Source organism: Sulfitobacter mediterraneus (assembly GCF_016801775.1).
Taxonomy (GTDB): domain Bacteria; phylum Pseudomonadota; class Alphaproteobacteria; order Rhodobacterales; family Rhodobacteraceae; genus Sulfitobacter; species Sulfitobacter mediterraneus_A.
This window is the reverse complement of sequence record NZ_CP069004.1, coordinates 2,815,081-2,840,976: the sequence shown is the minus strand read 5'-3', so window position 1 is coordinate 2,840,976 and position 25,896 is coordinate 2,815,081. Positions and strand designations below refer to the sequence as shown.

Here is a 25,896-nt window from a genome sequence, read left to right as displayed (position 1 = left end):
TGATTGGCAGGTTTTCGCCCACGAAAAGGACGAAATCATGACCAATCCGGCCCCCTTTGCAGAAATTTGGCGCGGTCCCTTCCTCGAAAGCGTGCATTCGGGCCATGCGGTGATTTGCGACAGCACCGGCCAGATCGTGGATGCCTGGGGCAATCCGGAGGCCGTGATCCTGCCGCGCAGTTCTTCCAAGATGATTCAGGCGCTGCCTTTGATCACCTCTGGCGCGGCGGACAAAGCCGGTCTGACAACCGAACAACTGGCGCTGTCTTGCGCCTCCCATCAGGGCGCGGCGATCCACACGGATCGGGTTGCGGTCTGGCTTGAGACGCTGGGCCTAAGCGACGATGATTTCCGTTGCGGCCCGCAAGAACCCAATGATACTCCCGCCCGTGAGGCGCTGATCCGCGCCCATGAAAAGCCCTGCCAGATCCACAACAATTGCTCTGGCAAGCATTCGGGTTTTTTGACCCTGAACCAGCATTTGGGCGGCAATGCCGAATACGTTGACCCCGATCACCCGATCCAACGCGCCTGTCTCGAGGCGTTTGAGACCGTTACGCAGGAAACTTCGCCCGGTTTTGGCATTGATGGATGCTCCGCCCCGAACTACGCCTGCACCCTGCATGGTATGGCCCGTGCCATGGCGCATTTTGCCAATGCCGCGGAAGGCAGCGCCGAGGCACGGTTGCATCAGGCGATGCGCCTGCACCCCGAGTTGGTCGCAGGCGAAGGGCGGGCCTGCACCGAATTGATGCGAGCAATGGATGGAAAAGTGGCGCTTAAGACCGGCGCCGAGGGGTTCTTTATCGCGATCCTCCCGGAGCAGAAACTGGGTATCGCGCTCAAGGCAGCTTGCGGCACCACCCGTGCCGCGGAATGCGCAATTGCGGCCTTGCTGGTGCGTTTGGGGGTATTGGATGCAAGCCACCCTGCCACGTTGAAGCGGCTAAATGCGCCGATCAAGAACTGGCGGGGGATTGAAACAGGTGTTCTGAAACCAGCGGCGGGCCTGATCTGACCCGCCGAACAGGTCTTACATTTCGACGATAGGCGCGACTTCGGCGGTGCCGCTGCCATCAGCCACCATCGGGCACGCCGCCGCCATTTTGCAGGCCGCCTCAATGCTGTCCGCTTTGACGATGGTAAAGCCCGACAACGGGTTCGATCCGCCATCATCGGCGATCCCGCCGGCGCTGACCGTCTTGGACATGCCGACAGGGTTGCCGGGATGGACGACACTCTCACCGAGATCCTTGTACCACGCCTCCCAGGCCGCCATGGCCTTGGCGCCCTCTTCGGGTGTTTCCGGCATTTTCCCGCCGTGATAGGCAAACATAAACTCTGGCATAATTTCCTCCTCTTAATCCTTGGTTTCTTTGCTCAATAGACGTTCAAGCCGCGACAGTGGGCCGCCCCAACCTCTTTCGTGTTGTGCTGCAATATCGTCCGAGACCAATTCGCGGTGATCCACCACCAACCGCGCCCCTTTGGCGGTTTCGGCAATGGTAAAGGTGACATGGCTTTCGGGCCCGCGCTGGTCTTCTTCGTCGTGCCAACCCCAAGTGAAGCCGATGACCTCATGGGGCGAAACCCGCGTGACCTGACCGGACAGCTTGAACCGGTTGCCCTCTTCACTGCGCATATCGGCAAACCACGGGCCTGTGCGCGAAAAATCAAGCTGTTCTTCCATCATGGTCCAGCCGTCATGCCCCCACCATTGCACGATGCTAGACTGGGTGGTCAGCACCTCGAACAGCCGTTTTTGTGTGACGGGGAATTCCCGCTCCAATCTGATGTCACTCATCGTGCGCACCCCCCTCCTCAGCCAAAATCGCATCCAACCGGTCAAGGCTGGCTTCCCAAAAGCTACGGTGCGCAATTGTCCAATCCACAATTGCGCGCATCGATTCCGGGGCAACACGGTAATATCGTTTGGTTCCATCGGCCCGTTGCGTCACCACGCCAGCCTCACGCAGCACCTTGAGATGCCGCGAGACCGCAGGCGGCGACATGCCGACATGTGAAACAAGATCGCCCGCAGGCATTTCACCGCGCTGCATCAACTCCTCCACCACCGTCAGGCGGGTCGGATCTGCAAGGGCAGCAAAGGTGCGGGTCATGTTGTTCATGACCTTAATTTAACAGATTTGTTAATTAAGTAAACCGTTAAATATTAATATCAGGTTAAACGGCAAAGTCTTCGCGGCCATACCCCTGCACAAACAACAGCGCCGTCAGATCACCATGGTTGATCCGCACGTCACATTGCGCCGCAACAGTCGGCTTGGCATGTAAGGCAACGCCAAGCCCTGCGCGGGTCAACATGCCCAGATCATTGGCCCCGTCACCCACCGCCAGCACGTCCTGATCTGTCAGGCCAAGCCGCGTGGTGATCTGCTCCAGCGCATCTACCTTGGCCTGTTTGCCAAGGATCGGCATAGCGACCTCGCCGGTCAGTTTGCCATCTTTGATCAGAAGTGTATTGGCGCGGTTTTCGTCAAATCCAAGCGCGCCTGCGACCCTGGCCGTAAAAGCCGTGAACCCGCCAGACACCAATGCCGCATAGGCACCGTTTGCCTTCATCGTGCCGAGAAGGGCCGCGCCGCCCGGCATCAAGGTGATACGTTCATCCAACACTTTGTCGATTACGGCGGCGTCCAGCCCGGCCATCAGGCCAACCCGTTCCTTCAGCGCCCCGTCAAAATCAAGCTCACCGTTCATCGCACGCGCAGTGATGTCTTTGACCCGGTCGCCCACGCCCGCCTCATCTGCCAGCTCATCAATGCATTCCTGCTCGATCATCGTGCTGTCCATATCGGCGAGCAGCATCTTTTTGCGCCGCCCTGCGGTGGGCACCATCACCAGATCAACCCCCATGCCCTGACAGGTTTCCCAGACCTCCCAAAGATTCGGAGGGGCGGCCTGCACGTCAAATTCCGCCGCTTCATCCGGTGACAACCAGACCGCATCACCGCCGCCCCAGGCGTTGCGCAGGCTTTCAACCAAGGCAGGCTCAAGCCCCTTTGTCTCCGGTGAAGTAAGCAAAACAACTGTAAACATGGGGAAGTTTCCGATCCGCGCCAATCATGTCGCAAAAAGCGACCCAAGCGGCGTTCTAGCCCCGTTTTGCAGCTTGTGCCAGAGGCCACCTGCCCGTATTTCGGTTCGTGGGACACCCTTCCCCAACGAAGGGCGCTTATCTGAGAGGGTAGCATTCATGGCTATTGAACAACCGGCAACGCGGCCGGCCAATCCGCGTTTTTCTTCTGGCCCCTGTGCCAAAATCCCCACATTCGATTTGAACAATCTGTCGGACGCGCCTTTGGGCCGGTCGCATCGTGCCGCTGTCGGCAAGGCAAAACTGCTCGAAGCGATCGAGACAACCCGCGAGATTCTTGGCGTGCCTGCAGATTACCGGATCGGGATTGTACCCGCCTCAGACACCGGCGCGTTTGAGATGGCCATGTGGTCCATGCTGGGCGAACGGCCCGTACAAATGGTCGCATGGGAAAGTTTTGGCGCGGGCTGGGTCACGGATGTGGTCAAACAGCTCAAGATCGAGGCGACAACCCACACCGCAGAGTATGGCGAGATCGTCGATATGACGGCGCTGAACTATGACAACGACGTGTGTTTCACTTGGAACGGCACCACCTCAGGCGTGCGCATGGCCAATGGCGATGCGATCCCGGAAAACCGTGCAGGATTGACCCTGTGCGACGCGACATCCGCCGCCTTTGCGATGGATCTGCCCTGGGACAAGCTGGATGTGACAACCTTCTCTTGGCAAAAGGTTCTTGGCGGTGAAGCCGCGCATGGGATGCTGATCCTGAGCCCCCGCGCAGTAGAACGTCTGGAGAGCTATACGCCCGCATGGCCCCTGCCCAAGATTTTCCGCATGACCAAGGGCGGCAAGCTGAACGAAGGTATTTTCCGTGGTGAAACGATCAATACGCCATCGATGCTATGTGTTGAGGATTATTTGCAGGCGCTGACATGGGCCAAATCCGTCGGCGGCTTGCAGGGCATGATCGCCCGTGCGGATGCCAACGCGCAGGCCGTGGCCGATTTTGTCAAAGCTCATGACTGGATTGATTTTCTGGCGGCTGATCCTGCCATCCGCTCCAACACCTCGGTTTGCCTTAAATTCACGGATGCCCGGATCACCGATGGCGCAGCCTTTGCCAAGGCGGTGGCCAAGCGGCTGGCGGATGCGGATGTGGCACTGGATATCGGCGCTTACCGCGATGCCCCTCCCGGTCTGCGCATCTGGTGCGGCGGCACAGTGGAAACATCCGATGTGGCGGCCATGTTGCCATGGCTCGCATGGGCATTTGAGACCGAAATCAACGCCTGAGCATTGGCGGGATCAATCCCGCCCTACCCCATTCCTGCGGCGGGCACTGCCCCGCCACACCTCCCCATTCTATGAAGGACCGAAACGATGGCTCCCAAAGTACTGATCAGCGACAAACTCAGCGATGCAGCTGTACAAATCTTCAAAGACCGCGGCATTGACGTGGATTTTCAGCCCGACGTGGGCAAGGACAAGAAAAAACTGGCCGAGATCATCGGCAATTACGACGGCCTTGCGATCCGGTCCGCCACCAAGGTGACGGAAAAGATCCTTGCGGCGGCAGACAACCTCAAGGTCATCGGGCGCGCCGGGATCGGCACCGACAATATCGACAAGGAAGCCGCCTCCAAGAAAGGCGTGATCGTGATGAACACGCCCTTCGGTAACATGATCACCACCGCCGAACACGCCATTGCGATGATGTTCGCCGTGGCCCGCCAGATCCCCGAGGCCAGCGCCTCGACCCATGCGGGCAAATGGGAGAAATCCAAGTTCATGGGGGTCGAGCTGACCGGCAAGACGCTGGGCGTCATCGGCGCGGGCAACATTGGCGGCATTGTTTGTGACCGGGCGCGTGGTCTGAAAATGAAAGTGGTGGCCTATGACCCCTTCCTTGGTGAAGAAAAGGCCGAGAAGATGGGTGTTGAGAAGGTCGAGCTGGACGAGCTGCTGGCGCGGGCCGATTTCATCACGCTGCATGTACCGTTCACCGAGGCGACCGCCAATATTCTGAGCCGTGAAAATCTTGAAAAAACCAAGAAAGGTGTGCGGATCATCAACTGTGCTCGCGGCGGTCTGGTGGACGAAGAAGCGCTGGCCGATCTGCTTAAATCCGGTCATATCGCTGGCGCGGCCTTTGATGTGTTTGCCAAGGAACCGGCAACAGAGAACCCGTTGTTCAACCTGCCCAACGTGGTTTGCACGCCGCATCTGGGCGCGGCAACAACCGAGGCGCAGGAAAATGTAGCCCTTCAGGTGGCGGAGCAGATGTCCGACTATTTGCTGACCGGTGCTGTATCCAACGCACTCAACATGCCGTCGGTTACTGCCGAAGAGGCCAAAGTGATGGGGCCATGGGTCAAACTAGCCGGCCATCTGGGCGCCTTCATCGGCCAGATGACGGATGAGCCGATCAAGGCGATCAATATTCTCTATGATGGCACCGTGGCCGGAATGAACCTCGATGCGCTTAACTGCGGCGTGGTTGCCGGGATCATGAAACGCGCCAACCCGGATGTGAACATGGTCAGCGCCCCCGTGGTAGCCCGCGAAAAAGGCATCCAGATCAGCACAACCAATCAGGACAAATCAGGGGTGTTCGACGGTTATGTGAAAGTCACCGTTGTGACGGAGAAACGCGAACGGTCTGTGGCTGGCACCGTGTTCTCGGATGGCAAACCCCGGTTTATCCAGATCAAGGGCATCAATATCGACGCAGAGGTCGGTGCGCATATGGTCTATACCACCAACGAAGACGTGCCAGGCATCATCGGTGCCCTGGGTCAGACGATGGGCGAGAACGGCGTGAACATCGCCAACTTTACCCTCGGCCGGTCCGAGGCCAAGGGTGAGGCGATTGCCTTGCTTTACGTGGATGATGTCGTGCCTGCCAATGTCATCGACAAGCTGCAAAGCACGGGCCTGTTCACACAGGTCAAACCGCTTGAATTTGAAGTGGCCTAATATCCATCGTTGGCGCGGCAATTTGCTGCGCCAACGCCCCTTGATGGTTCAGTTTTGCCGGCTGCGAAGCGCCACCGCCAGGAAGATCAGCATACTGGCAAGGGCAACAACAGATCCGGCTTTGGCCAGCAGATCTGTGCCGCCTGACAACACCACCGCGATACCCGGAACGATCAGGACCAATCCTGTCAGTGAGACAATCAGATGGATTCGCGCCAGACCGTTTTGCGCCGCCGCGGGCACAACATGATAGAACATCGCAAACAGCGTCATCCCGACCCAGCCAATCAGGTTAAGATGCCCGTGCGCGGGTGACAGATCGTGGTTTTGCGTGGCTGACATTTGAATGCCCCAGACCATGCCGCAAATCCCCGACACGATGCCGGCCAACAGAAAATAAAGTGCAATACCTTTCATAACGTCCCCCGTTTTGGCTTGCCGATGGATCACGCCGAAGTTGCGGGATCGCATTATGGATTAAATTCGCACACCATAGACCATATCGAAAATTTATTATTTGTATTATCATCATCCATAGTATGGATTTACGAAGCTTTGATCTTAACTTCTTCGGGTTCTGCGGGCCTTGATGGAAACCCATTCCACCACCCGCGCCGGACAGCTTATCGGCCTGTCGCAGCCTGCGGTTTCTGCGGCGCTCGGGCGGCTTAGGGAACATTTGAAAGACCCGCTGTTTGTGCGCATCGGCCCCCGGTTGGAGCCAACCGATTACGCGCTTTCGCTGGCAGAGCCGCTTCGCAATATTCTGGATGAGACACAGGCGCTGTTGTCAGGGCCGCCTGCGTTTGACCCCAAGGTGGCGCAAGACAGCTTCCGCCTGTCGGGCAGTGATTTCTTTTCCGAATTGTTAATGCCGGGTCTGGCCGCATTTCTCAGCCGGAATGCACCCGGTGTGCGGGTGCAGCTGGTCGATCTTATGCCGGGTCAACATGGCGGCAAGCTGGAAAGCCACGAGATCGATCTGGCGCTGGCACCGCATTTCGAGATCCCGAGCTGGATGGACTGGCAGCCGATATTCGAATCTCCAATGGTGATGGTCGCACGCGGCGATCATCCATGCCTCGACGGCCTGCCGGAAACATCCGCGCTGGATCTTGAGACATATTGCGCCCTTGGCCATATCCTGTTTTCACCAGAGGGAAAGTACACCGGAACCGGCGATGCTGCGCTGTCCCGTATCGGCAAAACCCGCCATGTCGTGATGAGTTTACCCGTTATGCACGGGGTGTGCAGCGCGGTGGCCAATACCGATCATCTGGCGCTTATACCGCTGCAAATGGCGGTGAAAATGGCGGCCACCCACGGCCTGGCGGTTCGTCCCGCGCCGATGCCGATCGAGGTTCCGCTCGTCGGGATGAGCTGGCACCGACGGCACTCCACAACGCCTGCCCATCAATGGCTGCGCAATAGCATTGCCGATCTGATGGCCGCGCTGGACCAGCCCCGCGGTGCTTTGTCAGCATAGGGTCGGTCTTTTCATTTCGGGAAGGGTCCGCTACCAGCTATTTCATGAAAGAGCAGATCTATGCCATCGGCGACATTCACGGCCAATTGCACGAATTGCAACGGGTGCTTGCCCTGATCGAACAGGATGGAGGACCGGCTGCCAGGGTCGTTTTTCTGGGGGATTACACCGACAGAGGGCCGGACAGCAAAGCGGTACTGGATCTTCTGATCGATGGTCAAACGCAAGGCCGGGATTGGCATTTCATCCTTGGCAATCATGACCGGATGTTCGCCCATTTCATGCAAGACACCCCGCGCCACGATGCGCATTTGCCGATCAACCTTTACTGGCTGCATCAACGGCTTGGCGGTGACACCACACTGGCCTCCTACGGGGTGGAATTTGTGGAAACCGATCGCAAGTCAGCGGTGCATGAACAGGCCCGTGCCGCCGTGCCGCAGGCGCATGTCGATTTTCTCACAAGCCTGGATCTGTCCTATCAGAACGATGATCTGTTTCTGTGCCATGCGGGGATCAGACCGGGTGTTCCACTTGCCAAACAAACAGAACACGATCTGATATGGATCCGACAGGAATTTCACAATGATCCGCGCCTGCACCCGAAACTGATTGTCCATGGCCACACACCGGTTGCCGAGGCCACGCACTATGGCAATCGGATCAACCTCGACAGTGGCGCGGGTTATGGCAAACCTTTGAGTGTCGCGGTGTTTGAGGGCGCTGCCTGCTGGCTATTGACCGATCAGGGCCGTATGCCCTTGGACCCGTCTGCCTGAGGCGTGTTTGCAATCGCATCGATTGAAGATGCGACGCCGGCAAAATCGACCGCGCTGAACACCGGAACACCTGCGCCGCGGATTTCATCCATTGCGGCGCGACTTTGGGCATCCGGTCCCGGCCCCGGTTTGCGCAGCACCACTGCCAATACACGCCCAGGATGGCGCAGCACAGCATCCCGATAGACCATCGCATCATGTTGGCCTGTGTCCCCCATCAGAACATATCCCAGCTGCGGATTGGCCGCCATCAACACGTCAATGGCGCCACCTTTGTGATCACCATGGGTGCCGGTGACAAATTGGGTCTGGCTCAAGCCAAGATCGCGCAGGAACTTCGGACCCTTCACCAGACCCGCCAGATCAAAAATCCGGTTCAGGAAATGATGCAGGTTCCAAGGGCTGGAGCTGACATAGTAAACCGGGTTGCGGCCACATTCCGACAGCGATTGGAGACACGTAACTGCATCCGGAAAAATGCGTCGCGTCAGGGCATTGCCGGTCAAAGAATTCCACAGATTGCGGATCAGGGAATAGGCACCGGTCTTGAGGACTGTGTCGTCGATATCTGAAATCACACCAAACCGTGCGGCGTTGTCTGGCACCAAAACCGGACATTGGGTTTGTCCGGCCTGCCCTTCGATTTGGACCGGGATGTTGATCCACCCGCATGGCTGATCGCGCGGCAGCAACAGGGTAAAGTAGCCTTCTTCGTCGCTGATCGCTTTGACCATGCCAGATTGCACGGTCACATTTGCAACCTCATCCGTAAGAAACAGTGAGAACATCTGTTTGAAATTGACCCAGCGCGATTGCATGGGTGTAGGTGCATTCCGGCGCAGGGAGGTCAGCACCCTGCCCCGCACCACAAGATGGTCGGGATTGGCGTAACCGATGTAGGGCTCGATGATCCGGCGGGGATCACGCTGGCCTTTGATCCGATCCAACAAGCGTTCTGCCCGCCAGGCGATTGCATGGAGAGATTTCTTGATCATGACTGTTAACGCCGCAGCAGAAGAATGGATCCCTTCCGCTGCGACAATACCTCAGGTCCAGTCGAGAACAACCTTGCCAGACTGGCCTGATTTCATAGCTGCAAAACCCTGTTCAAAGTCATCGACCCCAAACCGATGGGTGATGATTGCCGAGATGTCCAAGCCGTTTTCCAGCATCGCAATCATCTTGTACCAAGTCTCAAAAATCTCGCGGCCATAGACACCTTTGATGGTGATCGCCTTGAACACGATGCGCGACCAGTCCACAGGGCTTTTGCCCGGTGGTATACCCAGCATTGCAATGCGTCCGCCCATCGTCATCGCCTCGACCATCTGATCCAAGGCGATCTGGTTGCCGGACATTTCGAGACCTACGTCAAACCCCTGTTTCATCTTCAGGCGCGGAATCACGTCGCGCAGGTCTTCTTTGGTGACGTTGACAGGCACAACACCCGTGACCTTTTGCGCCAGTGTCAGGCGATCCTCGTTGATGTCGGTGATCACCACATGCCGCGCGCCCACATGCCGCGCAACGGCAGCGGCCATGATGCCGATAGGGCCCGCACCCGTGATCAAGACATCCTCGCCCACCAGATCAAAGCTGAGGGCGGTGTGCACAGCATTGCCCAAGGGATCAAGGATCGCACCGATGTCATCGGAAATTTCATCCGGCAGCGGTACCACGTTGAACGCGGGCAGACGCAGGTACTGCGCAAATGCCCCCTGTTCGTTCACCCCTATGCCGCGGGTTGCCGGATCAAGGTGAAACTTGCCCGCGCGGCTTTGCCGGGAGTTTTTGCCGATCAAATGCCCTTCGCCTGAACAGCGCTGTCCGATCTCAAGTCCCTCGACATTGCGGCCCAGTTCGACAATCTCTCCGGCAAATTCATGCCCTGTGATCATCGGCACAGGCACGGTTTTCTGCGCCCATTCATCCCAGTTCCAGATGTGAATATCGGTACCGCAGATGCCGGTCTTGTTGATACGGATCAACACGTCGTCGGGGCCGATCTCCGGCACGGGCGCGTGAGTCATCCAAAGCCCTTCGCGGGCGTGCAGCTTGGACAGGGCTTTCATTTCATTGGTGGTCATTTGAATCCTCCCACAGATCCGTGGACAAGTATTTCAGCCCACTGTCACAGACGATCATCGCGACGGTTCCGCCGCGCTCCGGCCCGCGCAGCAGAGCGATCGCGGCGGCCAGATTGGCGCCTGCGGAATAGCCACCAAACACCCCCTCAAGCTGCGCCAGCATTCGCGCGGCATCACGGGCCTCAGATCCGGTGACGGCCAGCGTTCCGGCGATATCGGATGCCTCAAGATGGGTAAGGTCAGCCATGGCATAGCCGCCACCCTGAATGGGATGGTTCGGGTCTGACACGGGATGGCCCGCGATCACCTCGGCACCAGCAGGTTCAACCGCATAGCAGCGCACACCCTTTGGTCCCAAGGCCTGCGCCACGCCGGCCAGTGTTCCGCCCGATCCGGCAAAATCGCAGAACGCCGTGACTGTGCCGCCAGATTGTGCCCATAGCTCTGGCCCGGTTCCGTTTTCATGCCCTGCGGGGTTGCCGGGGTCTTCGAATTGATCGGCGCGAAATGCGCCAGTTTGGTCAGTGATCCGTCGCACCTCTGCATCAACCTGTTTGAGATCCGCCGCTGTCACCTGTCCGGGGATGCCGCCGGTGGCCTGCGGCACGATCACCACCTCTGCCCCCAACCCGCGCATCATCCGGGCGCGTTCGGTGGAATTGCCCGCGCTCATCACCGCTGTGAAAGGATGGCCTAGAACACCGCAGACAATCGCAAGACCCGTGCCCATGTTGCCGGAGGTCAGTTCCACGACTCGTTGACCGGGTTTGAGCCGCCCATCGGCACGGGCCGCTTCGATGATCTGCCGGGCGGCGCGGTCTTTCTTGGAATATCCGGGCAAGAGGTTGTCGAGCTTGGCCAGAATACGGCCCTCCAACCCCAGATACGCGGTGATAAGGCTCAGATCGACAAGCGGTGTATTCCCGATCACCTCGATCACAGAGGCTTTGATGTCTGTCATTTCAACACGCCGCAGGCTTTGCCTGCTGTCTCAAACGCGATCAAGGCACGGTCCAGATCATTCCGCGACAGGGCGGCGTTCATTTGGGTTCTGATCCGGGCCTGTCCGCGTGGCACCACCGGAAAAAAGAAACCGGAGACATAGACGCCCTCTTCGAACAAACGCGCCGCCATATCCTGCGCCAGCTGCGCCTCGCCCAGCATCACCGGCACAATCGGATGTTCCCCCGGAAGCAGATCAAAGCCAAGCCGTTCCAGACCGGCGCGCCAATAGGCGGTGTTTTCAAACAGCTTGGTCCGTAGATCATCGCCCTGCATCACCAGATCCAACGCCTTGATCCCCGCCGCCACGATGGACGGGGGCAGTGAATTGGAAAACAGATAAGGCCGCGCGCGTTGGCGCAGCAGATCAATCACCGGCTGCGGCCCCGCGATATAACCGCCGATGGCCCCGCCCAGCGCCTTGCCCAACGTGCCGGTCAACACATCCACATCGACACCAAAATGCGCAGGCGTACCCGCACCTTGCGGCCCCATAAAGCCGGTGGAGTGGCAATCATCAACCATCACCAGCGCCTCGTACTTTTGCGCGAGCTCGGTAATCTGGGGCAGTTTTGCCAGATATCCGTCCATTGAAAACACACCATCGGTGGCGATCATAATGAACCGTGCGCCATCTTCGCGGGCCTGTTTCAGCTGGCCTTCGAGATCATCCATATCGCTATTGGCATAGCGATAGCGTTTCGCCTTGCACAGCCGGATGCCGTCAATGATCGAAGCATGGTTCAACGCATCTGATACGATTGCATCTTCTGGACCAAGAAGAGGCTCAAAAAGACCGCCATTCGCATCAAAACAGGCGGCAAAGAGGATCGAATCGTCCTTATTCAGAAATGCAGCAAGTTTTTGTTCCAACTCGCGGTGAATGTCCTGCGTGCCGCAGATAAACCGCACGGAGGCCATGCCGAATCCTTTGGGATCCATCGCAGCTTCGGCGGCTTGGATGAGGTCGGGGTGATCGGCCAAGCCGAGGTAATTATTGGCACAGAGATTGATCACCTTGCGATCGCCAACGGTGATCTCTCCACCCTGAGGCGAGGTGATCAAACGTTCGCGTTTCATCATGCCCTCGGCGTCAATCTGGGCGAGCGTTTCGGTGATATGGTCAAGATAGGCTTGGGTCATGATGAGGCTCCTTTGCGGTTCCTCTACCATACCGGACGCGTTTCCGAAATAGTAGAAATCTACTATCACGGATTTTTTCCGTCATTCTGGAATACTAAGCATCCTGCACCACAAGAAAAGCACGTGCGGCACCGCCCTGTGCGGTCACCCGATGCCGCACATCAGCTGCATATCGGGCCGTATCGCCTTGTTCCAACCGGATTGTCGCATCGCCGCTGATCACTTCGACAACGCCGGTGATCACCGTCAGATGTTCGCGCGCGCCGCGGGTGTGAGGCTGGCTGTCCAAAACGCCGCCCTCATCCATCAACAACTCATAAACCTCATGTTTCCCGGCCTCTTCGGGAGGAGAAAGGATACGAATGCGGCAGCCACTGCCCAGATTATTGATCGTCGGAACATCTGCGGCCCGCAACACTTCGATCAGATCTTTGGCAGGTGCACCGTCGAGCAGTCCGGCAAAATCCACCTGCAAGGCCCGTGTAAGGTTCCACAACGTGGCAATCGTCGGGCTGGATTCGCCGCGTTCGATCTGGCTGACCATGGAGCGGGACACTCCAGAAAGCTTGGCCACAGCATCCAGTGACAAACCCTGACTTTGCCGCGCTTCTTTTAGGCGGGCGGGCAAATGGGTTAAGATAGCGTCATCGTTTTCCGTCATGACGGACAGATGCGCTTTGCCCGCTGACAAAGTCAAGAGAGCGGGCGCCTGCCTGTGACGGTACGTCCCTCCTGACAATGATCCTTCGCCGCCCCATAATCGCGGCAACCGGGATAGGAGAGACCCATGACCAATGAGATCGTGATACTGGGCGGTGCACGGACCGCCATCGGGACATTTGGCGGCGCATTGGCCGCAACACCTCCCACAGAGTTGGGCCGGATTGTTGCCGCCGAGGCAATGCAGCGGGCAGGCGTCGCACCGGAGCAGATCGGGCATGTGGTGTTCGGCAATGTGATCAACACCGAACCGCGCGATATGTATCTGTCACGCGTTGCAGCACGGGAGGCCGGTGTGCCTGATGAGGTGCCTGCGATGAACGTGAACCGTCTTTGCGGGTCCGGGGTGCAGGCGATTGTGTCCGCGGCACAGAACCTGATGCTGGGTGATGCGGATTTTGCCCTCGCGGGCGGCTCTGAAAGCATGTCACGGTCGCCCTATATCATGCAGAACGCCCGCTGGGGCCAGAAGATGGGCGATGTGCGGACACTGGATATGATGCTTGGCACGCTCAATTGCCCGTTTGGCACGGGCCACATGGGTGTCACAGCCGAAAATGTAGCAGCAGAGCATGGCATCAGCCGCGCCGATCAGGACGGTTTTGCGCTGTCCAGTCAGGAACGGGCTGCGGCGGCCATCGCTGCCGGATACTTCAAAGACCAGATCGTGCCGGTCGACGTAAAGGTGAAGCGTGACACGGTGGCCTTTGATACGGACGAGCATCCCAAGGCCACATCAGCAGAAGCCCTGGCCGGATTGCGCCCGGCCTTCCAAAAAGACGGCAGCGTGACAGCGGGCAATGCCAGCGGCATCAACGACGGCGCCGCCGCGATGGTTCTGGCCACAGCGTCGGCCGCCGAACGCGCAGGGCTCACCCCGCGGGCACGGATCTTGGGATATGCCCATGCAGGCGTGCGCCCAGAAGTGATGGGCATCGGACCGGTGCCTGCCGTGCAGAACCTGCTGGAGCGGACCGGATTGAAAGCCGGTGACTTTGACGTGATTGAAAGCAACGAGGCTTTTGCCTCGCAGGCTCTGGCCGTGACCAAGAACCTTGGCTTTGATCCTGCCATCGTAAATCCCAATGGAGGTGCGATTGCCTTGGGTCATCCGGTCGGAGCAACCGGAGCGATCATCACGGTGAAAGCGATGTATGAGCTGGAGCGTATTCAGGGCAAGCGGGCCTTGATTACTATGTGCATTGGCGGTGGTCAGGGTATCGCCATGGCCATTGAACGGATCGCTTGAGGTAAGCGCCGGGGGCTGTCTGCCCCGGACCCCCGAGAGTATTTAGAGCCAAAAAGGGCTGGTTCAGGTCAGTGCGACCATTAGGGCGATCACACCAGAGGCAAGCGCTGCACCGCCCAGCGCAGAGAGCAGCATCCAACCGATGCGGGAGTTGCGCACTTCAGGCTGCGGGTTGCTTTGTCGTAGCAAGGCGGCCTCGACCAGACCGGGCAGGCGCGGACCAAAACGGGCGAGGACCATCGCGGTGTTGGCCAGATCATTGAGCGCGGCGCGGGGGCCGATGGATTTGGTGATGTAATCGGTGACGATGGGACTGGCGACTTCCCAGATGTTGATATGCGGATTGAGCGAGCGTGCAACCCCTTCGACGACGACCATGGTGCGTTGCAGCAAGATCAATTCGGTTCGGGTTTCCATGCCAAACCGCTCTGTCACTTCAAAGAGATAAGACAAAAGCCGCGCCATTGAGATATGGGTGGCATCCATGCCAAAGATCGGCTCCCCAACCGCGCGGAGGGCGCGGGCAAATTCGTCCACATCCTTGTCAGCAGGCACATAGCCCGCCTCGAAATGCACCTTGGCCACCCGCATGTAGTCTCGGCGGATGAATCCGTAGAGAATCTCGGCATAGACCCGGCGGGTGTATTCATCGATGTGGCCCATGATGCCAAAGTCGTAGGCGATGATATCGCCATTTGGCGCAACCTTGAGATTGCCCTGATGCATGTCGGCGTGAAAGAAGCCGTCGCGCAGCGCATGATTGAGGAACAGTTGCAGCACCCGGTCCCCCAGCACGACGCGGTCATGCCCGGCGGCATCAATCGCCGCATTGTCCCCCAGCGGCACACCATCGGCCCAACCAAGTGTCATCACCCGGCGGGCAGACAGGTTCCATTTGATGGCGGGCAGTTGGAAGCCCTGGTCTTCGGATGTATTGGCAGCAAATTCAGAGGCTGAGGCGCTTTCGAGGCGCAGATCCAGCTCGCCGCGGACAACACCGTCAAAGTGTTCGATCACATCCATCGGGCGCAAGCGTCGCGAACCGGGCGAGAACAGCTCAACCATGCGGGCGGCCAGATAGAAAGCATCAACATCCTTACGGAAGGCGCGTTCGATATTGGGACGCAGCACTTTGACCGCGACCTCTTCACCTGTGTCCGCGATGCGCGCCTTGTGGACCTGCGCGATGGAGGCCGCGGCGACAGGCTCGCTGAACTCGGAAAACATCTGATCCAGAGGCAGGCCCAGTTCACGCTCGACCTCTGCCTTGGCCTCTTCAATAGAGAACGGCGGCAGCTTGTCCTGCAACACCCGCAACTGCACGGCCAGATCATCCCCCACTACATCCGGACGCGTCGACAACACCTGACCAAACTTGATGTAAGCCGGGCCAAGCGCCGTGAGGGCGCGGGTCGCCGGGGGCATGGACGGATCGCCTTTGTACCCCAGAAACTTGAATGGCAGGCCCAGCGCCCGCGCCACAAAGCGCAGGGCGGGCGTCGCCTCGAATGCGTCGAGCACCACGTTCATCGCGCCGGTGCGTTCAAGCGTTGCGCCCGTGCGAATTAACCGCCAGATGTTGTGAGGGCCGCGCATCTCAGAGCTTCCAACCAGAATGCAGTGCCGCAATGCCCATGCTCAGGTTGCGGTACTTGGCTTGGGCAAATCCAGCGTCGCGGATCATGCCCAGAAACGTTTCCTGATCGGGGAAATTGCGGATCGATTCGACAAGATACTGATAACTGTCACGGTCATTTGCGATCACCTGCCCCATGCGCGGGATTATATTGAAGCTGTAGAGATCATAGGCCTTTTGCATCGCGGGGTTGGGCAATTGGCTGAACTCAAGCACCATCAAACGGCCACCGGGGCGCAAAACGCGGTAAGCCTCGTTCAACGCCTCTTGCGGACGGGTCACGTTTCGGATGCCAAAGCTTATGGTGTAGACGTCAAAGGTGTTGTCCTCAAAGGGCAAGGCCATTGCATCGCCAACCACCCAATCTAGGCTATCGGCCATCTGATCGGCTTCGGCGCGTTTGCGGCCCTCGACCAGCATCCCTTCTGTCAGATCGCAGACGGTCGCGTGGCCCTGGCCAGCACGTTTGAGAAACTTGAAGGACACATCACCCGTGCCACCCGCCACATCCAGCAGTTTCTGGCCGGCACGCGGGGCCAGCCAATCCATCATCGCTTCTTTCCAGATGCGGTGGATACCCATGCTCATCACATCGTTCATGACATCATATTTGTTGGCAACGTCGCTGAACAATGAACGCACCTTGCCGGCCTTTTCATCCTCGCGAATGGTTTGCGATCCGAAATGGGTTGTCTTGTCCGTCATGTCATTGTCCCGCTAGTGTCTTGGCGGAGATATAGCCTCAGTTGCGCAGATACAAACCGCCATTTGCCGCAGACCGGTGAACGCGGTCAGAAAAGGATGCCGAAATGCCCGAACTTCCCGAAGTTGAAACCGTGCGCCGGGGTTTGGCGCCGGTCATGGAAGGCAGCGTAATAACCAAGGCAGAGGTCAACCGGCCTGATCTGCGCTGGCCCTTTCCGGAACGGATGGCAGAGCGGTTGAGCGGGCAGGACATCAAGCAGCTGCGACGGCGATCCAAGTACATTCTGGTCGATCTGGGGTCGGGGGAATCACTTTTGATCCACTTGGGAATGTCCGGGCGGATGTTGATCTCCGGTGATCCATTGGGGCATTTTGTGCATGATCATCCGGCGCCGGAAAAACATGACCATGTCGTGCTTCATATGGCAAACGGCGCGCGTATAACGTTCAACGACCCGCGGCGGTTTGGCGCGATGGATCTTCTGGACACGGCAACCGCAGAACAGCACAAATTGCTGGCCTCCATCGGACCGGAACCCTTGGGCAACAGTTTTCACGAAGCGCATTTGATTTCCGCCTTGAAGGGCCGGAACATGCCGATCAAATCGGCGCTTTTGGACCAGCGGATCGTGGCCGGGCTGGGAAATATCTATGTTTGTGAGGCACTTTATCGGGCGGGCCTGCATCCGGCACGCAAGGCCGGGCGTATATCGCAGGGCCGGATTGCCGCGCTTGTTCCGATCATCAAAGAGGTGCTTGCGGAGGCGATTGAGGCGGGTGGTTCCTCTCTCAGGGACTTTCGGCAAGCGGATGGGGAATTGGGCTATTTCCAGCACAACTTTGACGTTTACGGACGCGAGGGCGCGCCTTGCAATACGCCCGATTGCCCCAAGGTCATCCAACGGATCGTGCAGTCCGGACGGTCGTCTTTCTACTGTAGTCAATGTCAAAGATAGCTTGAAACGTGATCCGCCCGTGATATGCAGAGCGACCTGAGCGCAACAACAAAGAGCATACTTGATGGCTTACGAAACGATCACGGTGGACGTGGACAATCATGTGGCATTGGTCACGCTGAACAGGCCTGATGCGCTCAATGCGCTCAACGACCAACTGATGAGCGAACTGGCCAGCGCGCTTAAGGCGGCACAAGACAACGACAAAGTGCGCTGCATTGTGATCACCGGATCGGAAAAGGCATTTGCCGCTGGGGCGGACATTGCCATGATGCGCGACAAGACCTTTGTCGAAGCCTTCACGGGGGACCTCTTCACACCCGAATCTGAACAGATCATGCGGGTGCGCAAGCCGATCATCGCCGCTGTTTCCGGTTATGCGCTGGGCGGCGGATGCGAATTGGCAATGATGTGCGATTTCATCATCTGTTCGGAAACCGCGAAATTTGGCCAACCCGAAATCAACCTTGGTGTGGTTGCTGGCATTGGCGGCACACAGCGCCTGACCCGTCTGGTCGGCAAATCCAAAGCGATGGACATGAACCTCACCGGGCGTTTCATGGACGCGGCCGAAGCTGAACGGTCCGGCCTGGTGTCGCGGGTGGTTCCGGTGAAAAAGCTGATGGACGAGGCATTGGGCGCGGCGGGCAAGATTGCCGAGAAATCGATGATTTCCGTGATGGTCGTCAAAGAGGCCGTGAACCGCGCTTATGAAGTGCCGCTGCGCGAAGGTCTGTTGTTTGAACGGCGGGTGTTCCATTCCCTGTTTGCAACCGAAGACCAGAAAGAAGGCATGAGCGCCTTCCTCGAAAAACGCGAAGCTCAGTTCCGAGACAAGTAATTGCCGCCCCGACAAAGGGGTTTGCATTGGCGGGCTTTCTCAACTATAGCCCGCCCCAATACATGCGCGTGCAGCCCGCTCTGGCTAGAATCACCTTCCCGGAAGATCCGGCATGGGTTTGGCGTCACGTGCCGAATTTTGAATAGAACCCGAAGGTAGATCCTCATGGCAAATACACCCCAATCGAAAAAACGCGCCCGTCAGAACGAAAAGCGTTTCCAGATCAACAAAGCACGCCGTTCGCGCATCCGCACGTATCTGCGCAAAGTCGAAGAAGCGATCGCATCCGGCGACAAAGACGCGGCGTCCGCAGCCCTCCAGGCTGCACAGCCAGAACTGATGCGCGGTGTGACCAAGGGCGTGTTCCACAAAAACACAGCATCGCGGAAAATGTCCCGCCTGTCCGCGCGGGTCAAAGCGCTGGGTTAATTTTGATCTTCTGATCAAACCAGAATCAGCTAATTGATTGATTAGAAAGGCGTCGCAATGCGGCGCCTTTTTTTGCAACTTTTTTTCCCGTTATACGCGTCAGAGATTCTTTTTGATCGATTCACGAGTCAAGTTTGAAGATATGTTGAAGCGTGCCCGTTCTCCTTGCTATTTATGTCTTGCGAGTCACTTCGCAGGGGGGACAGGCCTCTAACAATGAAAAGGTACGGGGGACGTGCCGCATTGTTTGGAGGTTGGTCAACGGCCCACCAAATTGGGGTCGTTTTAGGTCTGCCTCGGCGCTTATCGGCGCTGTGGCCCTGTCACAACAAAAGTGCGAACGGAAATGTTCGACATCCTGATGTTCATCACTCGGAACATCGATGTTTGGTATGCCCGTTCTACTCAAGGTCCGATGGACACAGGCCGATTCCGGGCGGGGTCGGAACCAAAACCTGTTTCCTGAGGGTAAAATAGGCATGTGCCCGGTTTGGTCGGTAACACATGGGCAGATAGTACGTGGGACGAATAAAAAATGACGCAGGACCAATGGGGCGCAATTAGGCAGCGACTTCTCAAAACTGTAGGGCAGAACAATTTTACAACCTGGATTGAGCCACTTGTTCCGGGTCCGGTGTCGGAAGGGATTGCAACCCTGCATGTGCCGACCAACTTTTTTGGAAACTACGTCAGCCAGAATTTCGCCGATCTGATCCTGCATGAGATCAACGCTGAAGGTGTTGAGGCATCGCGCCTGAACTTTGCCCTGGCAGCCCAATCCGGTTCGACCGCAGCCAAACCCGTCATGCCTCCCAAAAAACCCGCCGCGCCGCAGGCCGCAGCAAACTCAAATGTCTTGAACACCGCCCCGCTTGACCCGCGTTTCAGCTTTGACAATTTTGTTGTCGGCAAACCCAACGAGCTGGCCCATGCCGCCGCCCGCCGCGTTGCCGAAGGTGGCCCTGTCACTTTTAACCCGCTGTTTTTGTATGGTGGTGTTGGCCTTGGTAAAACACACCTGATGCACGCCATCGCGCTTGAGTTGCAGCAGCGCAAACCGCAGATGAATGTGCTTTATCTGTCTGCCGAACAATTCATGTACAGGTTTGTTCAGGCCTTGCGTGATCGCAAGATGATGGACTTCAAAGAGATCTTTCGTTCCGTCGATGTGTTGATGGTGGACGATGTGCAATTCATCGCCGGCAAAGACAGCACGCAAGAAGAATTCTTTCACACGTTCAACGCGCTGGTGGACCAAAACAAACAGATCATTATTTCCGCCGATCGCGCCCCCGGCGAGATCAAGGATCTTGAGGACCGTGTTAAATCCCGCCTGCAATGCGGTCTGGTGGTGGATCTGCATCCCACCGATTACGAATTGCGCCTTGGCATCCTGCAAAGCAAAGTCGAGGTTCAGCGCCGCAACTATCCCGGCCTTGAGGTTGATGATGGCGTGCTGGAGTTCCTCGCGCACCGGATCAGTTCAAACGTGCGGGTTCTTGAGGGTGCACTGACACGGCTTTTCGCCTTTGCCTCACTGGTCGGGCGTGAGATCAACATGGAACTGACGCAGGACTGCCTTGCCGATGTTCTGCGCGATTCAGAGCGCAAGATCACCGTCGAAGAGATCCAGCGCAAAGTCAGCGATCACTACAACATCCGTCTGAGCGATATGATCGGCCCGAAACGCCTGCGCAGCTATGCCCGGCCCCGTCAGGTGGCGATGTATTTGTGCAAACAGATGACCAGCCGCAGCCTGCCCGAGATTGGCCGCCGCTTTGGCGGGCGCGACCATACCACCGTGATGCATGGGGTGCGCCGGATTGAAGAGTTGAAACAATCAGATGGCCAGATTGCCGAAGATCTGGAAATGCTGCGCCGCGCCCTTGAGGCGTGATCCACAAACCATGCGTGCGTGACCAAATGACAGGGGCCTTCGGGCCCCTCTTGCATTCCCTCCGCGAAACCAACAAAAGTCTTGTGAAAGCGGGGGAACAAGGTAGTTTGCCTATCCCGGCAGTCCTCAGGGAGAAGGCACATGAAATTCAGCATCGAACGCGCCGCGTTGCTCAAGGCAGTCAGCCAGGCACAATCTGTTGTTGAGCGGCGCAATACCATTCCGATCCTCGCCAATGTGCTGATTGAGGCAGAAGGCAGCGACGTGTCCTTCCGCGCCACCGATCTGGATATCGAAGTTGTCGACAAGGTTGGCGCACAGGTTGAACGTGCCGGAGCGACGACCGTGTCCGCAACCTTGCTGCATGAAATTGTCCGAAAGCTGCCGGATGGTGCATTGATCAACCTGACGGCTGACAGTGCCGCTGGGCGTCTCACGGTTGAGGCTGGCCGCTCCAACTTTAGCCTTGCCACCTTGCCGCGTGAAGATTTCCCGGTGATGGCCTCTTCTGAATATGCCTCGAACTTCAGTGCGCCGGCGCCGGTGCTGCGCCGCCTGTTCGACAAATCCAAATTTGCGATCTCTACCGAAGAAACGCGGTACTATCTCAATGGTGTCTACATGCACACGGCAGATTCCGCAGGTGGCAAGGTGCTGCGCTGTGTGGCGACCGATGGTCACCGGCTTGCCCGGATTGACGCAAATCTGCCCGAAGGCGCGGCCGAGATGCCCGGCGTGATTGTGCCGCGGAAAACCGTGGGTGAGCTGCGCAAACTGCTGGATGATGATGATTTGCAGGTCGCCGTGTCAGTTTCGGAAACCAAGGTGCGCTTTGCCACGCCAGAGATTACCCTGACATCCAAGGTCATTGACGGCACATTCCCCGATTACACCCGCGTCATCCCACAGGGCAACACCCGCAAGATGGAAGTTGACGCCAGCGATTTTGCGCAGGCGGTCGATCGTGTTGCCACCGTAAGCTCCGAACGGTCCCGCGCGGTAAAGTTGCAACTGGACGAAGACCGTCTGATCCTGTCGGTCAACGCCCCAGACAGTGGCGCGGCCGAAGAAGAGCTGGCAGTGGCTTACGGCGATGAACGGCTTGAGATCGGATTTAACGCCAAGTATCTGTTGGAAATCGCCAGCCAGGTGGACCGCGAGAATGCGGTGTTCCTGTTCAACTCTTCCGGCGATCCGACATTGATGCGCGAAGGCAATGACGAATCCGCTGTCTATGTCGTCATGCCGATGCGTGTGTGAGGCCCGCGGAAATTATCAGAGTTTCCGGCCGTTCTCTTTGAAAGAAAATGGGGCCGCCGATGGGTAAGTTATACCTCTCCCAGCTCACGCTGTCCCATTTCCGCTCGCACAAGCGGGCGGTGGTGGAGTGTGACGCACGTCCTGTCGCGATCTTTGGCCCCAATGGTGCGGGCAAAACCAACCTGATCGAAGCGGTGTCTTTGCTGTCTCCGGGTCGCGGTTTGCGCCGGGCCAGCGCCGAGGACATGACACGCAGGCCCGAAGCCTTGGGGTGGAAGCTGACCGCGATACTGCATTCGCTGGATCAGGTGCATGAGATCGAAGTCTGGTCCGAAGGTGGCAATGCCCGTCAGGTGCGTATTGACGGCAAGGCCGCGCCGCAAACAGCGCTGGGGCGGATCGCCCGCGTGCTTTGGCTGATCCCCGCGATGGACCGGTTGTGGATTGAGGGCGCGGAAGGTCGAAGGCGGTTCTTGGACCGCATGACGCTGAGTTTCCTGCCCGACCACGCAGAACACGCGCTGACTTATGAAAAAGCCATGCGCGAACGGAACAGATTGCTCAAGGATATGGTTCGGGAGCCGTCATGGTACGCCGCGCTTGAACTTCGAATGGCCGAAGCGGGCGCGGCCATTCACGCAGGTCGCCTTCAGGCGCTTCAGGCCATTGCCGAGGCGCAAGACCAGGCACAAACCGCCTTTCCGGTGGCCACCCTGTCATTGGAATGTGACATGCCCGCAAAGGCGGAAGAGTTGCAGGCCGCACTTGCGGACAATCGCACCCGCGATCTGGCGGCGGGACGCACATTGATCGGACCGCACCGCGCCGATCTGTTCGGGGTTTACGCAGCCAAGGGCATTCCAGCCAAGGATTGTTCAACGGGGGAACAAAAGGCGTTGCTGGTCTCGCTGATCCTGGCCAATGCCCGGGCCTTGGCGGAAGGCTTTGGCGCGCCGCCGTTGCTCTTGCTGGATGAGGTCGCTGCACATCTGGATGCGGACCGGCAAGCCGCCCTTTACGACGAGATTTGCGGGCTTGGCGCACAGGCGTGGATGACCGGAACCGGGGCGGAAATGTTCACCGCTCTGGGGGATCGCGCGCAGGTTCTGGAAGTCACAGAAGAGGCCGGAGAAAGCCGCGTGACCGCCGCCCGCTGACACCTTCCATCATGGCACAAAATCTTGTGCCATTTGCGTGACAACCCTCTGCAAAACCACTATAAATCGGACAAAAGAAGAAGGTTTTTCCACATGTCCGAGAATGAGCAGACGCCACAGGAATATGGCGCGGATTCCATCAAAGTTCTCAAAGGCTTAGAAGCGGTCCGCAAACGCCCCGGCATGTACATCGGTGACACCGATGATGGCTCTGGCTTGCATCATATGGTCTACGAGGTCGTGGACAACGGAATTGACGAGGCATTGGCCGGTCATGCGGACGCGGTGACGGTCACAATTCACGAAGATCTCTCTGTTTCGGTCAGCGACAACGGGCGGGGCATTCCGGTGGGCATCCACGAGGAAGAAGGCGTTTCCGCCGCCGAAGTGATCATGACCCAACTGCACGCGGGCGGTAAATTCGACAGCAATTCCTACAAGGTCTCCGGCGGTCTGCACGGTGTTGGCGTTTCGGTTGTGAATGCGCTCTCAGACTGGCTTGAGCTGCGCATCTGGCGCGAGGGCAAAGAGCATGTCGCCCGTTTCGAGGGTGGCTTTACCACCAAGCATCTGGAGGTTGTCGGCGACACCGATCGCACCGGCACCGAAGTGCGGTTCATGGCCTCAACAGATACGTTTTCGAACCTCGAATATTCGTTTGAGACATTGGAAAAACGCCTGCGTGAGCTGGCGTTCCTGAACTCAGGTGTGCGGATCATTCTAACCGACGAGCGCCCGGCAGAGCCGTTGCGATCCGAACTCTTTTATGAGGGCGGCGTCAAAGAATTTGTTAAATATCTCGACCGGCACAAAACCTCTGTAATGCCGGAACCTATTTTTATTGTTGGCGAAAGGGACGATATCGGCGTCGAGGTCGCAATGTGGTGGAACGACAGCTATCACGAGAATGTTCTTCCTTTCACAAACAACATCCCACAGCGCGATGGCGGCACCCATATGGCCGGTTTTCGCGGGGCACTGACACGCACAATCAACAGCTATGCCCAGTCTTCTGGCATCGCAAAGAAGGAAAAGATCAACTTTACCGGTGATGACGCACGCGAGGGTCTGACCTGTGTCTTGTCGGTCAAAGTGCCTGATCCAAAATTCAGCTCGCAAACCAAGGACAAGCTGGTGTCGTCTGAAGTCCGGCCAGCGGTTGAAGGACTGGTGAACGAAAAACTGTCTGAATGGTTCGAAGAAAACCCCAACGAAGCACGGGTCGTGGTCAGCAAGATCGTCGAAGCGGCCCATGCCCGTGAGGCTGCGAGAAAGGCCCGCGACCTGACCCGCCGCAAGACCGCGATGGATGTGAATTTCCTTGCTGGCAAACTCAAGGACTGCTCCGAAAAAGACCCTTCCAAGACCGAAGTCTTCCTTGTGGAGGGTGATTCTGCGGGAGGGTCTGCGCAAACCGGACGTGACCGCCAGACCCAAGCGATCCTGCCTCTCAAAGGTAAGATTCTGAACGTGGAACGGGCGCGATTTGACCGGATGCTGGGCTCGCAAGAGATCGGCAATCTGGTGATGGCACTTGGCACCGGCATTGGGCGGGACGAGTTCAACATCGACAAACTGCGCTATCATAAGATCGTCATCATGACGGACGCGGATGTTGACGGGGCGCACATTCGGACGCTGCTTTTGACGTTCTTTTATCGCCAGATGCCACAGTTGATCGAAAACGGGCATCTCTACATCGCACAGCCGCCACTTTACAAAGTGTCACGCGGCAAATCCGAGGTGTACCTCAAGGATCAGGCCGCGATGGATGATTACCTGATCCAGCAGGGTATTGAGGGCGCTTTGCTGCGCCAAGGCAATGGCGAAGAAATCTCTGGCGCGGATCTGGCGCGGGTTGTCGATATGGCCCGCCAGTTGCGCCGCGTGCTTGAGGCCTTCCCGACCCATTACCCCCGCCATATTCTGGAACAGGCGGCCATTGCCGGTGCCTTTGTTCCCGGCGCGGTGGACAACAACTTGCAAGGCGTGGCCGACAAGATCGCAACCCGTCTGAATCTGATCGCGCTCGAATATGAACGCGGCTGGCAGGGTCGGATCACTCAGGATCACGGTGTGCGACTGGCCCGCATTCTGCGCGGTGTCGAAGAGGTGCGCACGCTGGATGGCAAGATGCTCCGCTCTGGCGAGGCGCGGCGCTCTGGCTCCTTTACGCAGCATCTGCAGGACGTCTATGATCTTCCTGCGACCTTGGTCCGCAAAGACCGCAGCCAGCTCATCCATGGCCCGCTTGATCTGCTGAGCGCGATCCTGGCCGAAGGGGAAAAGGGCCTGTCTTTGCAGCGCTACAAGGGATTGGGCGAAATGAACCCTGATCAGCTGTGGGAAACCACGCTAGATCCGGATGCCCGTACCTTGCTGCAGGTCAAAGTCGAAGACATGGCCGAGGCCGACGATTTGTTTACCAAGCTGATGGGTGATGTCGTCGAACCACGCCGCGAGTTTATCCAGAAAAACGCGCTGAATGTGGAAAACCTGGATTTCTAGG

General features: G+C 57.9%; 25 protein-coding genes. 13 read left to right on the top strand and 12 right to left on the bottom strand.

All coding sequences use genetic code 11. The annotated features are described in order from the left end of the window. Positions 1 to 37: 37 nt before the first annotated feature. The gene (locus tag JNX03_RS14040) at positions 38 to 1,018 is read left to right on the top strand and encodes an asparaginase (RefSeq protein WP_203209645.1); all 981 of its coding nucleotides are present in this window, start codon (positions 38 to 40) and stop codon (positions 1,016 to 1,018) included. Between the two features lie 15 nt (positions 1,019 to 1,033). On the opposite strand, the gene JNX03_RS14035 is transcribed toward JNX03_RS14040, so the two are convergent. The 4 genes from JNX03_RS14035 to serB all read right to left on the bottom strand — a co-directional run bounded on the left by JNX03_RS14035 (position 1,034) and on the right by serB (position 3,060). After that, positions 1,034 to 1,348: a YciI family protein gene (locus JNX03_RS14035; protein ID WP_203209644.1), complete on the bottom strand. Its 315-nt coding sequence runs from the start codon at positions 1,346 to 1,348 to the stop codon at positions 1,034 to 1,036. A 12-nt stretch (positions 1,349 to 1,360) separates the two neighbouring features. Beyond that, positions 1,361 to 1,804 (bottom strand): SRPBCC family protein, encoded by a 444-nt coding sequence (locus JNX03_RS14030; protein WP_203209643.1) that lies wholly within the window; start codon positions 1,802 to 1,804, stop codon positions 1,361 to 1,363. Further along, positions 1,797 to 2,120: an ArsR/SmtB family transcription factor gene (locus JNX03_RS14025; protein WP_409202364.1), complete on the bottom strand. Its 324-nt coding sequence runs from the start codon at positions 2,118 to 2,120 to the stop codon at positions 1,797 to 1,799. Before JNX03_RS14025 ends, JNX03_RS14030 begins: the two co-directional genes overlap by 8 nt. Positions 2,121 to 2,184: 64 nt before the next feature. Beyond that, a complete protein-coding gene (gene serB, locus JNX03_RS14020) occupies positions 2,185 to 3,060 on the bottom strand; it encodes a phosphoserine phosphatase SerB (RefSeq protein WP_203209641.1) in 876 nt (291 codons plus the stop codon). 157 nt (positions 3,061 to 3,217) lie between these two features. Between serB and JNX03_RS14015 the strand changes: the two genes are divergently transcribed. Together JNX03_RS14015 and serA are read left to right on the top strand one after the other, a co-directional pair. After that, positions 3,218 to 4,357, top strand: a complete 1,140-nt coding sequence (locus JNX03_RS14015) for a phosphoserine transaminase (protein WP_203209640.1) — start codon at positions 3,218 to 3,220, stop codon at positions 4,355 to 4,357. Between the two features lie 87 nt (positions 4,358 to 4,444). Further along, positions 4,445 to 6,040 carry a phosphoglycerate dehydrogenase gene (gene serA / locus JNX03_RS14010; protein WP_203209639.1) on the top strand — a complete coding sequence of 532 codons (1,596 nt, stop codon included), beginning with the start codon at positions 4,445 to 4,447 and terminating at the stop codon, positions 6,038 to 6,040. A gap of 48 nt (positions 6,041 to 6,088) precedes the next feature. Here the strand turns inward: serA and JNX03_RS14005 are convergent, their stop codons facing one another. Next, a complete protein-coding gene (locus tag JNX03_RS14005; protein WP_203209638.1) occupies positions 6,089 to 6,457 on the bottom strand; it encodes a hypothetical protein in 369 nt (122 codons plus the stop codon). A 160-nt stretch (positions 6,458 to 6,617) separates the two neighbouring features. On the opposite strand from JNX03_RS14005, the gene JNX03_RS14000 reads away from it, so the two are divergent. Both JNX03_RS14000 and JNX03_RS13995 read left to right on the top strand, forming a co-directional pair. Further along, entirely contained in the window at positions 6,618 to 7,526 is a 909-nt protein-coding gene (locus tag JNX03_RS14000) for a LysR family transcriptional regulator (protein ID WP_269142444.1), read from the top strand. A gap of 44 nt (positions 7,527 to 7,570) precedes the next feature. Next, the gene (locus tag JNX03_RS13995) at positions 7,571 to 8,305 is read left to right on the top strand and encodes a metallophosphoesterase family protein (RefSeq protein ID WP_203209636.1); all 735 of its coding nucleotides are present in this window, start codon (positions 7,571 to 7,573) and stop codon (positions 8,303 to 8,305) included. On the opposite strand, the gene JNX03_RS13990 is transcribed toward JNX03_RS13995, so the two are convergent. The 5 genes from JNX03_RS13990 to JNX03_RS13970 form a co-directional block, all read right to left on the bottom strand. Next, entirely contained in the window at positions 8,272 to 9,300 is a 1,029-nt protein-coding gene (locus tag JNX03_RS13990) for an App1 family protein (protein WP_203209635.1), read from the bottom strand. The genes JNX03_RS13995 and JNX03_RS13990 overlap by 34 nt on opposite strands. A gap of 51 nt (positions 9,301 to 9,351) precedes the next feature. After that, positions 9,352 to 10,392 (bottom strand): L-threonine 3-dehydrogenase, encoded by a 1,041-nt coding sequence (tdh, locus tag JNX03_RS13985; protein ID WP_203209634.1) that lies wholly within the window; start codon positions 10,390 to 10,392, stop codon positions 9,352 to 9,354. Continuing rightward, positions 10,379 to 11,353, bottom strand: a complete 975-nt coding sequence (locus JNX03_RS13980) for a PLP-dependent cysteine synthase family protein (RefSeq protein WP_203209633.1) — start codon at positions 11,351 to 11,353, stop codon at positions 10,379 to 10,381. The genes tdh and JNX03_RS13980 overlap by 14 nt, the downstream gene beginning before the upstream one ends. After that, a complete protein-coding gene (locus JNX03_RS13975) occupies positions 11,350 to 12,537 on the bottom strand; it encodes a glycine C-acetyltransferase (protein WP_203209632.1) in 1,188 nt (395 codons plus the stop codon). Before JNX03_RS13975 ends, JNX03_RS13980 begins: the two co-directional genes overlap by 4 nt. A 94-nt stretch (positions 12,538 to 12,631) precedes the next feature. Then, on the bottom strand, positions 12,632 to 13,198 hold the full coding sequence (locus JNX03_RS13970; RefSeq protein WP_203209631.1) for a helix-turn-helix domain-containing protein: 567 nt from the start codon (positions 13,196 to 13,198) through the stop codon (positions 12,632 to 12,634). Between the two features lie 126 nt (positions 13,199 to 13,324). Here JNX03_RS13970 and JNX03_RS13965 point away from each other — a divergent pair, with 126 nt between their 5' ends. Then, positions 13,325 to 14,506, top strand: coding sequence for an acetyl-CoA C-acyltransferase family protein (locus JNX03_RS13965; RefSeq protein ID WP_203209630.1), 1,182 nt, complete (start codon positions 13,325 to 13,327; stop codon positions 14,504 to 14,506). A gap of 63 nt (positions 14,507 to 14,569) precedes the next feature. Here JNX03_RS13965 and ubiB read toward each other — a convergent pair whose 3' ends face one another. Both ubiB and ubiE read right to left on the bottom strand, forming a co-directional pair. Then, positions 14,570 to 16,102 carry a 2-polyprenylphenol 6-hydroxylase gene (ubiB, locus tag JNX03_RS13960; RefSeq protein WP_203209629.1) on the bottom strand — a complete coding sequence of 511 codons (1,533 nt, stop codon included), beginning with the start codon at positions 16,100 to 16,102 and terminating at the stop codon, positions 14,570 to 14,572. A 1-nt stretch (position 16,103) separates the two neighbouring features. Next, complete coding sequence (ubiE, locus tag JNX03_RS13955) at positions 16,104 to 16,847, bottom strand: bifunctional demethylmenaquinone methyltransferase/2-methoxy-6-polyprenyl-1,4-benzoquinol methylase UbiE (RefSeq protein ID WP_203209628.1); 744 nt, start codon at positions 16,845 to 16,847, stop codon at positions 16,104 to 16,106. Between the two features lie 104 nt (positions 16,848 to 16,951). Between ubiE and mutM the strand changes: the two genes are divergently transcribed. The 7 genes from mutM to gyrB all read left to right on the top strand — a co-directional run bounded on the left by mutM (position 16,952) and on the right by gyrB (position 25,895). Further along, positions 16,952 to 17,803, top strand: coding sequence for a bifunctional DNA-formamidopyrimidine glycosylase/DNA-(apurinic or apyrimidinic site) lyase (gene mutM / locus JNX03_RS13950; RefSeq protein ID WP_203209627.1), 852 nt, complete (start codon positions 16,952 to 16,954; stop codon positions 17,801 to 17,803). Positions 17,804 to 17,867: 64 nt separating this feature from the next. Continuing rightward, positions 17,868 to 18,644 (top strand): enoyl-CoA hydratase, encoded by a 777-nt coding sequence (locus tag JNX03_RS13945; RefSeq protein WP_203209626.1) that lies wholly within the window; start codon positions 17,868 to 17,870, stop codon positions 18,642 to 18,644. Positions 18,645 to 18,809: 165 nt separating this feature from the next. After that, a complete protein-coding gene (rpsT, locus tag JNX03_RS13940) occupies positions 18,810 to 19,073 on the top strand; it encodes a 30S ribosomal protein S20 (RefSeq protein WP_203209625.1) in 264 nt (87 codons plus the stop codon). A 535-nt stretch (positions 19,074 to 19,608) separates the two neighbouring features. Continuing rightward, the gene (gene dnaA / locus JNX03_RS13935; RefSeq protein WP_203209624.1) at positions 19,609 to 20,970 is read left to right on the top strand and encodes a chromosomal replication initiator protein DnaA; all 1,362 of its coding nucleotides are present in this window, start codon (positions 19,609 to 19,611) and stop codon (positions 20,968 to 20,970) included. A 141-nt stretch (positions 20,971 to 21,111) separates the two neighbouring features. After that, complete coding sequence (dnaN, locus tag JNX03_RS13930; protein ID WP_203209623.1) at positions 21,112 to 22,230, top strand: DNA polymerase III subunit beta; 1,119 nt, start codon at positions 21,112 to 21,114, stop codon at positions 22,228 to 22,230. A gap of 59 nt (positions 22,231 to 22,289) precedes the next feature. Then, positions 22,290 to 23,387: a DNA replication/repair protein RecF gene (gene recF, locus JNX03_RS13925; protein ID WP_203209622.1), complete on the top strand. Its 1,098-nt coding sequence runs from the start codon at positions 22,290 to 22,292 to the stop codon at positions 23,385 to 23,387. Between the two features lie 93 nt (positions 23,388 to 23,480). After that, positions 23,481 to 25,895 (top strand): DNA topoisomerase (ATP-hydrolyzing) subunit B, encoded by a 2,415-nt coding sequence (gene gyrB, locus JNX03_RS13920; RefSeq protein ID WP_203209621.1) that lies wholly within the window; start codon positions 23,481 to 23,483, stop codon positions 25,893 to 25,895. Position 25,896: the final 1 nt, after the last annotated feature.

Excerpts from the sequence above, each read along its gene's own strand:
- JNX03_RS14040 (WP_203209645.1), top strand. The coding sequence starts at position 38 with ATGACCAATCCGGCCCCCTTTGCAGAAATTTGGCGCGGTCCCTTCCTC.
- JNX03_RS14035 (WP_203209644.1), bottom strand. The coding sequence starts at position 1,348 with ATGCCAGAGTTTATGTTTGCCTATCACGGCGGGAAAATGCCGGAAACA.
- JNX03_RS14030 (WP_203209643.1), bottom strand. The coding sequence starts at position 1,804 with ATGAGTGACATCAGATTGGAGCGGGAATTCCCCGTCACACAAAAACGG.
- JNX03_RS14025 (WP_409202364.1), bottom strand. The coding sequence starts at position 2,120 with ATGACCCGCACCTTTGCTGCCCTTGCAGATCCGACCCGCCTGACGGTG.
- serB (WP_203209641.1), bottom strand. The coding sequence starts at position 3,060 with ATGTTTACAGTTGTTTTGCTTACTTCACCGGAGACAAAGGGGCTTGAG.
- JNX03_RS14015 (WP_203209640.1), top strand. The coding sequence starts at position 3,218 with ATGGCTATTGAACAACCGGCAACGCGGCCGGCCAATCCGCGTTTTTCT.
- serA (WP_203209639.1), top strand. The coding sequence starts at position 4,445 with ATGGCTCCCAAAGTACTGATCAGCGACAAACTCAGCGATGCAGCTGTA.
- JNX03_RS14005 (WP_203209638.1), bottom strand. The coding sequence starts at position 6,457 with ATGAAAGGTATTGCACTTTATTTTCTGTTGGCCGGCATCGTGTCGGGG.
- JNX03_RS13995 (WP_203209636.1), top strand. The coding sequence starts at position 7,571 with ATGAAAGAGCAGATCTATGCCATCGGCGACATTCACGGCCAATTGCAC.
- JNX03_RS13990 (WP_203209635.1), bottom strand. The coding sequence starts at position 9,300 with ATGATCAAGAAATCTCTCCATGCAATCGCCTGGCGGGCAGAACGCTTG.
- tdh (WP_203209634.1), bottom strand. The coding sequence starts at position 10,392 with ATGACCACCAATGAAATGAAAGCCCTGTCCAAGCTGCACGCCCGCGAA.
- JNX03_RS13980 (WP_203209633.1), bottom strand. The coding sequence starts at position 11,353 with ATGACAGACATCAAAGCCTCTGTGATCGAGGTGATCGGGAATACACCG.
- JNX03_RS13975 (WP_203209632.1), bottom strand. The coding sequence starts at position 12,537 with ATGACCCAAGCCTATCTTGACCATATCACCGAAACGCTCGCCCAGATT.
- JNX03_RS13970 (WP_203209631.1), bottom strand. The coding sequence starts at position 13,198 with ATGACGGAAAACGATGACGCTATCTTAACCCATTTGCCCGCCCGCCTA.
- JNX03_RS13965 (WP_203209630.1), top strand. The coding sequence starts at position 13,325 with ATGACCAATGAGATCGTGATACTGGGCGGTGCACGGACCGCCATCGGG.
- ubiB (WP_203209629.1), bottom strand. The coding sequence starts at position 16,102 with ATGCGCGGCCCTCACAACATCTGGCGGTTAATTCGCACGGGCGCAACG.
- ubiE (WP_203209628.1), bottom strand. The coding sequence starts at position 16,847 with ATGACGGACAAGACAACCCATTTCGGATCGCAAACCATTCGCGAGGAT.
- mutM (WP_203209627.1), top strand. The coding sequence starts at position 16,952 with ATGCCCGAACTTCCCGAAGTTGAAACCGTGCGCCGGGGTTTGGCGCCG.
- JNX03_RS13945 (WP_203209626.1), top strand. The coding sequence starts at position 17,868 with ATGGCTTACGAAACGATCACGGTGGACGTGGACAATCATGTGGCATTG.
- rpsT (WP_203209625.1), top strand. The coding sequence starts at position 18,810 with ATGGCAAATACACCCCAATCGAAAAAACGCGCCCGTCAGAACGAAAAG.
- dnaA (WP_203209624.1), top strand. The coding sequence starts at position 19,609 with ATGACGCAGGACCAATGGGGCGCAATTAGGCAGCGACTTCTCAAAACT.
- dnaN (WP_203209623.1), top strand. The coding sequence starts at position 21,112 with ATGAAATTCAGCATCGAACGCGCCGCGTTGCTCAAGGCAGTCAGCCAG.
- recF (WP_203209622.1), top strand. The coding sequence starts at position 22,290 with ATGGGTAAGTTATACCTCTCCCAGCTCACGCTGTCCCATTTCCGCTCG.
- gyrB (WP_203209621.1), top strand. The coding sequence starts at position 23,481 with ATGTCCGAGAATGAGCAGACGCCACAGGAATATGGCGCGGATTCCATC.